Annotated in this window: 2 protein-coding genes; both read left to right on the top strand. The window is 72.4% G+C overall.

Features of this window, described 5'->3' with window-relative positions; genetic code table 11:
* Positions 1-114: 114 nt before the first annotated feature.
* A complete protein-coding gene (locus ACFFNX_RS48860) occupies positions 115-1,083 on the top strand; it encodes an ABC transporter substrate-binding protein (RefSeq protein ID WP_378213296.1) in 969 nt (322 codons plus the stop codon).
* A gap of 6 nt (positions 1,084-1,089) precedes the next feature.
* Positions 1,090-1,892: FAD-dependent oxidoreductase (locus tag ACFFNX_RS48855; RefSeq protein ID WP_378213294.1), on the top strand; the 803-nt coding region annotated here is incomplete at its 3' end.

Genomic DNA, 1,892 nt, shown 5'->3' with positions numbered 1-1,892 from the left:
AAGTCCGGGTGGGCCTTGAGGAACCTCGCCGTCGGCCCGCCCCTGCGTGACGAGTCCGGCCGCGCCCCCGAGCCCGGACCACCCCTGATCTGAGAATGCGGAGAACACCCCCGAATGAGAACGCCCCGGTGGATCACCCTCGCCGCCCTGGCCGCCACGGCCGCCCTCACCGCCGCCTGCGGCGCATCGAACGCCTCGTCGTCCTTCACGCTGCGGCTCGCCGGGATCGGGCCGGGCAACCGGCTGAGCGGCGCCTTCGGCTACCTGCAGAGCAAGGGAAGGCTGCTGCCCCTGCTGCGCGCGGCCGGCGTCAAGGACGTGAAGATCTACACCTTCCCGAACGGCCCCGACCTGAACCAGGCGCTGGCCGGGAACGCGCTCGACGTCGCCATCTACGGCGACACGCCCGCGCTGGTGGCGCGCGGTGCCGGCCGGCCCACGCGGCTGCTCGGCATCGCCGGCATCGACACCGACGCCGACATCATCGCCCGGAAGGGCGGCCCGGCCGCACTGCGCGACCTGCGGGGCAAGAAGATCGCCGTGCAGACCGGCTCGTACATGCACCGGTACCTGCTGGGCGCGCTGGCGGACGCCCACGTGGCCCCCGTCAAGATCGTGCACGTGTACCAGACCGACCTGGACGCGCCCCTCGCGCGCGGTGACATCGACGCGGCCGCCGTGACGCCGCCCTACGCCGAGGAGTACCGGCGTAAGGGGTACCAGATCATCGATGTCGCGTCCCGCGACCATCCGGACTACCGCGGCACCGGCGCCGCCGTCGCGACGGCGAGGTTCCTCAAGGCCCACCCGGACTTCGTCGCGGTGTGGGACAGGGCCCAGGCGGAGGCGGTCCGGGCGGCCAAGGCGAACTGGGCGGACTACCTGAGCTTCTCCGCCGTCGTCACGCACTTCCCGGCCGACATCACCAAGCAGGTCACCCTGCCCGACCAGCTCAACGCCGAGCCGTTTCCGGCCGCCGGGCTGAAGCTGCTGAACGGCACCCAGCGGTTCCTGGTCCAGGAGAAGTTCATCAAACGCAATTTCTCGATCGATGACTGGATCATTACGGCGAAGGGCAAATGATCGGGTATGCGCCTGGACACCGACGTACTCGTGCTGGGCGGCGGCCCGGCCGGCACCTGGGCGGCGATCGCGGCGGCGGGCACGGGCGCCGACGTGATCCTCGCCGACAAGGGCTACTGCGGCACCAGCGGCGCCACCGCCTCCGGCGGCAACAACCTGTGGTACTTACCGGAGGACCCGGAGGTCCGCGACGCGGCCATGGCCGAACGTGAGACGGCCGGCGGCGGCCTCACCGACCGCACCTGGATGACCCGCGTGCAGGAGGAGACCTACCGCCAGGTCAACCGGCTCGCCGGCTGGGGGTACCGGTTTCCGGCCGACGAGTACGGCAGGGAGCGGCGCAACACGCTGCAGGGGCCGGAGTACATGCGCCGCATGCGCGGGCGGGTGCGGCGCTCCGGCGTCCGCATCCTCGACCACCATCCGGCGCTGGAGCTGCTGACCGACTCCGCCGGAGTCGTGTCGGGCGCGGCCGGCCTGCGCCGTCAGGAGGGCTGGGAGCGCTATGAGGTACGGGCCGGGGCGGTCGTGCTGGCCACCGGCGGGTGCGCGTTCCTGTCCGGCGCGTTCGGGCTCAACATCGACACCGGCGACGGGCACCTCATGGCGGCCGAGCTCGGGGCGGAGCTGTCGGGGATGGAGTTCTCCGCGGTGTACGGCCTGTCCCCCGCGTACGGGAACCACACCAAGGGCCTGATGATGCACTACGCCAGCTACTACGAGCCGGACGGCACGCCGATCCCGCTCGACGGGCCGGGCGGCGTGCGCGGCGCGCGCGTCCGCCTCGCCCGCCTGGTGGCCGAGGGCCG

Origin of the sequence: Actinoallomurus acaciae, assembly GCF_042429965.1 — a bacterium.
GTDB classification, from domain to species: Bacteria; Actinomycetota; Actinomycetes; order Streptosporangiales; family Streptosporangiaceae; genus Actinoallomurus; species Actinoallomurus acaciae.
This window is presented reverse-complemented; position numbering and strand designations above follow the sequence as displayed.